Source organism: Streptomyces sp. adm13(2018) (assembly GCF_008042145.1).
Lineage (GTDB): Bacteria > Actinomycetota > Actinomycetes > Streptomycetales > Streptomycetaceae > Streptomyces.
The window spans coordinates 1,851,767-1,856,646 of sequence record NZ_RDBH01000129.1 but is presented as its reverse complement, the minus strand read 5'-3'; the positions used below and the strand labels follow the sequence as shown (position 1 = coordinate 1,856,646).

Genomic DNA, 4,880 nt, shown 5'->3' with positions numbered 1-4,880 from the left:
GGCCGGGATGCCGGTCTCCTCGCGCAGTTCGCGGGCGACGGCGGCGCGCCAGTCCTCGCCGTGGTCGATGAACCCGCCCGGCAGGGCGATCCCACCGCGCGCGGGTTCGATGGTGCGGGTGATGACCACGAGGCCGGTGCCGTCCCCGTCGGTGACGGGGAGGAGAGCGACGGCGACGGGCAGCGGATTGCGGTAGGCGGTCTGTCCGCAGGCCGGGCAGGTGCGGGGCCAGCCGGCGTCGGCGGAGTGGGCGGCGCCGCAGAACGTGCAGTGGGAGTCCTTCACGGGCCGAACGTATGCGATCACCCTTTCCCGGCGCTGCCGGAACTGGTACACGGGGCGCATGACAGCACTCGCCACCCTCTTACGCACCCTCGCCGTCACGGCCGCGGCCGGACTGCTCGCCGTCACCGAAACCGTCACGGGAGCCGTCGCCGGAGCCGTGCCGGCGCCCCCGCGGGCGGCGTCCACCGCGCCGGAGCCCAAGGCGCCGCGGGAGTTCGTGGCCCTCTCCTCCGTGGACCGGACGATCCTCCAGGAGATCCGCTACACGACGCCGCACAACTTCACGGGCGTGCCGGTGGACGGCTACCGGCAGTCGCTGTGCATCCTGACGCGGCCCGCCGCCGAGGCCCTGCACCGCGCGCAGGTGCGGCTGCTGGCCCGGGGCTACACGCTCAAGGTGTACGACTGCTACCGGCCGCAGCGAGCCGTCGACCACTTCGTGCGCTGGGCGAAGGACCTGTCGGACGAGCGGATGAAGAGGGAGTTCTATCCTCTTGTCGACAAGTCGAGGTTGTTCGCGGACGGTTACATCGCGGAGAAGTCCGGGCACAGCCGGGGCTCGACGGTGGACGTGACGATCGTCCGGCTCCCGGCCGTGCCCACGCGCGCGTACGTGCCGGGCGAGCCGTTGACGGAGTGCTACGCGCCGCGTGCGAAGCGGTTCCCGGACAACTCCGTGGACATGGGGACGGGGTACGACTGCTTCGACACGCTCTCGCACACCGCGGATCCGCGGATCCGGGGCGCGCAGCGGGCCCACCGGCAGCTGCTGGGGAACGCGCTCGCCGAGCAGGGCTTCGTGAACCTGCCGGAGGAGTGGTGGCACTTCACCTTCAAGGCGGAGCCGTTCCCGAGCACGTTCTTCGACTTCCCGGTGGCCCGGAGGTCGGTGGCCGGCCACTGACGTCTTTCGCCCGCGGGGCTCCCGTGCCACACTTCTGACGCTTCGTCAGCTAAGGGATCGGCAGCGGGCACGGGAGGCCTTGATGGCGCGGACGCGCACACCGGTGGTGGCCGGGTGGTTCACCGACGACACCGTGCCGGAGGCGGAGTTCCGGCTGCTCGGGACGCGTTGCACGGCCTGCGCGTCGGTCTTCTTCCCGCGGGCGGACGACGGGTGCCGCAATCCGCTCTGCCCGGGCGGCGGGGAGCAGCTGGAGTGCCCGCTCTCGCGGCGCGGCCGGGTCTGGTCGTACACCGACGGGCGCTATCGGCCGCCCGCCCCGTACGTCTCCGATCCGGCCGTGCCCTGGGAGCCGTACACCCTCGTGGCCGTGGAGCTGGCGGCCGAGGCGATGGTGGTCCTCGGCCAGGCCGCCCCCGGGGTGACGACGGCAGATCTCCGGGTCGGGGCCGAGGTCGAGGTGGTGCCCGGCGTTCTCGACGGGGACGACGACCACGTCTGGACCACCTGGAACTGGCGGCCCGTCGGGCGGGAGGAGCGGTCGTGAACGACGACATCGCGGTCCTCGGGGCGGGGATGCACCCCTGGGGCAAATGGGGTCGGAGCTTCGTCGGATACGGGACGACCGCCGCCCGCGCCGCGCTCGCGGACTCCGGCCTGGACTGGACGGACGTGGGTTCGGTCGTCGGCGCGAACACGCTGCGCTGCGGATACCCGGGCCAGGTGGCCGGGGCGACGTTCGCCCAGGCCCTCGGCTGGCAGGGCGCGCGGGTGACGAGCGTGTACGCGGCCTGTGCCTCGGGTGCCCAGGCCATCGGGACCGCCCGGGCCCAGATCCTCGCGGGGCTTGCGGACGTCGTCCTGGTCGTCGGCGCGGACGCGACGCCGAAGGGCTTCCTCGCCCCGGCGGGCGGCGAGCGTCCCGACGATCCGGACTGGCTGCGGTTCCGGATCCTCGGGGCCACCAACCCCGCGTACTTCGCCCTCTACGCGCGCCGCCGGATGGCGCTGTACGGGGACACGCCGGAGGACTTCGCCCAGGTGAAGGTGAAGAACGCGGCGGCCGGCGCGCTCAACCCGCTGGCCCGCTACCGCGCGCGCGTGAGCGCGGAGGAGGTCGCCGCCTCGGCCGTCGTCGCCGATCCGCTGCGGCTCCTGGACATCTGCGCCACCTCGGACGGGGGCGCCGCGCTCGTGCTGTCCGGCATGGAGTTCGCGCGCGCCCACGGGCACCCCGATCCGGTGCGGATCCGGGCCGTGTCGACGGTCTCCCCCGTGTACCCCAGGGCGGTGCTGGACCTCCCGGACATCGCGACCGACTCGGCGGTGGCGGTTCCTGCGGCCGCGCGGTCCTTCCGCGCCTCCATCGCGCGGGCCGCGTACGAGGAGGCCGGGATCGGTCCCGAGGACCTGTCGCTCGCGGAGGTGTACGACCTGTCGACCGCTCTGGAGCTGGAGTGGTACGAGGACATCGGGCTGTGCGCGGCCGGCGAGGGGGTCAAGCTGCTGCGGGAGGGGGCGACCGCACTCGGCGGGCGTGTGCCGGTCAACACGAGCGGCGGGCTGGCGTCGTTCGGGGAGGCCGTGCCGGCCCAGGCGATCGCCCAGGTCTGCGAGCTGACCTGGCAGTTGCGGGGTACGGCGGGGGCTCGGCAGGTGCCCGGGGGCGGGCCGGGACTCCCCGGCCCGCCGCTGTCTGAGGCGGACCGCTCTCAGGGACCCACCGCGGCGTGGCTGCGGTCCGCCAGGACCAATGCGTTTTCGACGACGGCGACGAGGACGTTCTTCACGGACTCGCGGTCCCGGGCGTCGCACATCACGAGCTCGACCTCCGGGTCGAGGTCCAGCGCCCCGCGCACGTTCTCCGCCGGGAACCTGCGGGCTCCCTCGAAGCAGTTGACCGCGACCGTGAACGGGATGCCGCGCCGTTCGAAGTAGTCGATGGCGGCGAAGCTGTCCTCCAGGCGGCGGGTGTCCGCGAGGACGACCGCACCCAGCGCGCCCTGGGCCAGCTCGTCCCAGAGGAACCAGAAGCGGTCCTGGCCCGGCGTGCCGAACAGGTACAGGACGAGGTCCTCGCGCAGGGTGATCCGGCCGAAGTCCATGGCGACCGTCGTGGTCGTCTTGGCCTCGACGCCGTGCAGGTCGTCGACGGGCCGCCCCGCCTCGCTGAGGACCTCCTCGGTCCGCAGCGGCCGGATCTCGCTGACCGCACCCACCATCGTCGTCTTCCCGACCCCGAACCCGCCCGCGACGAGGATCTTCAGGGTCACCGGCTCGACGTACGACTTCTTGCGGCTAGAGCGCCCGAAGGCCATTGATCACCTCGCGGAGAATGCTCACGTCCGGCAGCTCGGCCGGCGGAACGGGGCGGGTCACATGGACGAGTTCGTCCTCGACGAGGTCACCGACGAGGACCCGGACCACCCCGACGGGGAGGTCGAGTCCTGCGGCGAGCTCGGCGATCGACTGGGGCTGCTCGGAGCAGCGTTCGACGATCTCCACGTGCTCGGGGGAGAGCGTCTGGTCCCGGCCGGGGTCGTCGGCGGCGGGCTCGGGCACGACCACCGCGATCAGGTCGAGCCGGTGGCGGGTGGCGGCGCTCGTCCGGCCGCGGGTCATCGCGTACGGACGGACCACCGGTCCGGCCTCGTCGTCGAACCAGTGGTGCGGGGCCTGGGCGGCGGCGTTCTGGTCCGGCTCCGTGGGCCGGTTCTCCTGGTTCAGCTGGTTCCGCTCGACTGCGTCACTCATGCCGTCCCCTCTCACCCTCCCGCGGGCAGACCGGTCCGGGGCGCCGTGCCGAGGTGGACGCCGACCCGCTTCACCATCAGCGTCATCTCGTAGGCGACCTGGCCGACGTCGGAGTCGGCGTCGGCGAGCACGGCCAGGCAGCTGCCGTCGCCGGCGGCCGTGACGAACAGGAAGGCGTCCTCCAGCTCGACGACGGTCTGGCGGACCTTGCCCGCCTCGAAGTGGCGGCCGACGCCCTTGGCGAGGCTGTGGAAGCCGGAGGCGACGGCGGCCAGGTGCTCCCCGTCCTCCCGGGTCAGGTCCTGGGAGGCGCCGGTGGGGAGTCCGTCGCTGGAGAGCACCAGGGCCTTGCGGATGGAGGCGACGCGCTGCACGAGCTCGTCGAGGAGCCAGTTCAGCTCGCCGTTGCCGTTTCCGGAGGTGGTGCTGTGTGCTGCGGCGTTCGGTGCGGTCATCGACCGTCCCCCTCGGGTGTGGTTCCAGGTGCTGTCGGGTCGTCAGGGTCGGCGTTGTCCCGGCGTCCGCGCTGCCACCCGCGCTGCATGGCGGCCATGCGCGCGCGTACCTCCTCGGCGTCGCGCTCGAAGGAGTCGGGTTCGGCGGGTGCGGCGGCGGCGCCGGTGCGAGTGTCGGCGCGCTCGGCCGGGCCGTCCGTCGCACGCAGCTGGGGCGCGAGGCTGGCCTGGCGGACGCGGCGGGGCAGTCCACCGAACGGCTCGGGGACCTCCGGCGGTACGGGGACGAGGGTCGGGCCGGTTCCCCGCGGGGCGAGGGGCAGACCGTGCTGCCGGCCCGTGCCGCGCGGGGGGACGGGCTGGTCGGCCGGACGGCCGGTGCCGCCGGGGGGCACCGGGCGTTCGTCCCGTCCGCCGCCGTAGGCGGGCCGGCCGGTGCCGGGGGCGTCCGGTGTCCGGCCGGGGCCGTCGGTGGCCCGGCC

At 73.8% G+C, this 4,880-nt stretch carries 6 protein-coding genes and 2 pseudogenes; 3 read left to right on the top strand and 5 right to left on the bottom strand.

All coding sequences use genetic code 11. From position 1 onward, the window contains the following. On the bottom strand, positions 1-345 hold a 345-nt coding region (locus EAO70_RS25330), incomplete at its 3' end, for an NUDIX domain-containing protein (protein WP_148005348.1). Between EAO70_RS25330 and EAO70_RS25325 the strand changes: the two genes are divergently transcribed. The 3 genes and pseudogenes from EAO70_RS25325 to EAO70_RS25315 all read left to right on the top strand — a co-directional run. Next, positions 344-1,189, top strand: coding sequence for a M15 family metallopeptidase (locus tag EAO70_RS25325; RefSeq protein WP_148005052.1), 846 nt, complete (start codon positions 344-346; stop codon positions 1,187-1,189). The two genes, EAO70_RS25330 and EAO70_RS25325, sit on opposite strands and share 2 nt — an antisense overlap. An 82-nt stretch (positions 1,190-1,271) precedes the next feature. Continuing rightward, positions 1,272-1,736 (top strand): Zn-ribbon domain-containing OB-fold protein, encoded by a 465-nt coding sequence (locus EAO70_RS25320; protein WP_148005051.1) that lies wholly within the window; start codon positions 1,272-1,274, stop codon positions 1,734-1,736. Beyond that, positions 1,733-2,869: pseudogene (locus EAO70_RS25315) on the top strand (lipid-transfer protein); the annotation flags it as partial. The gene EAO70_RS25320 and the pseudogene EAO70_RS25315, both read left to right, overlap by 4 nt. A gap of 32 nt (positions 2,870-2,901) precedes the next feature. Here the strand turns inward: EAO70_RS25315 and EAO70_RS25310 are convergent. The 4 genes and pseudogenes from EAO70_RS25310 to EAO70_RS39505 all read right to left on the bottom strand — a co-directional run. Beyond that, positions 2,902-3,507 carry a GTP-binding protein gene (locus EAO70_RS25310; protein ID WP_148005050.1) on the bottom strand — a complete coding sequence of 202 codons (606 nt, stop codon included), beginning with the start codon at positions 3,505-3,507 and terminating at the stop codon, positions 2,902-2,904. Then, the gene (locus tag EAO70_RS25305) at positions 3,488-3,943 is read right to left on the bottom strand and encodes a DUF742 domain-containing protein (protein ID WP_148005347.1); all 456 of its coding nucleotides are present in this window, start codon (positions 3,941-3,943) and stop codon (positions 3,488-3,490) included. The genes EAO70_RS25310 and EAO70_RS25305 overlap by 20 nt, the downstream gene beginning before the upstream one ends. Positions 3,944-3,954: 11 nt before the next feature. Continuing rightward, positions 3,955-4,398: a roadblock/LC7 domain-containing protein gene (locus EAO70_RS25300; protein ID WP_148005049.1), complete on the bottom strand. Its 444-nt coding sequence runs from the start codon at positions 4,396-4,398 to the stop codon at positions 3,955-3,957. After that, positions 4,395-4,880: pseudogene (locus EAO70_RS39505) on the bottom strand (histidine kinase); the annotation flags it as partial. The gene EAO70_RS25300 and the pseudogene EAO70_RS39505, both read right to left, overlap by 4 nt.

Coding starts and splice junctions, on each gene's coding strand:
- EAO70_RS25305 (WP_148005347.1), bottom strand. CDS start 3,943: ATGAGTGACGCAGTCGAGCGGAACCAGCTGAACCAGGAGAACCGGCCC.
- EAO70_RS25300 (WP_148005049.1), bottom strand. CDS start 4,398: ATGACCGCACCGAACGCCGCAGCACACAGCACCACCTCCGGAAACGGC.
- EAO70_RS25320 (WP_148005051.1), top strand. CDS start 1,272: ATGGCGCGGACGCGCACACCGGTGGTGGCCGGGTGGTTCACCGACGAC.
- EAO70_RS25325 (WP_148005052.1), top strand. CDS start 344: ATGACAGCACTCGCCACCCTCTTACGCACCCTCGCCGTCACGGCCGCG.
- EAO70_RS25310 (WP_148005050.1), bottom strand. CDS start 3,507: ATGGCCTTCGGGCGCTCTAGCCGCAAGAAGTCGTACGTCGAGCCGGTG.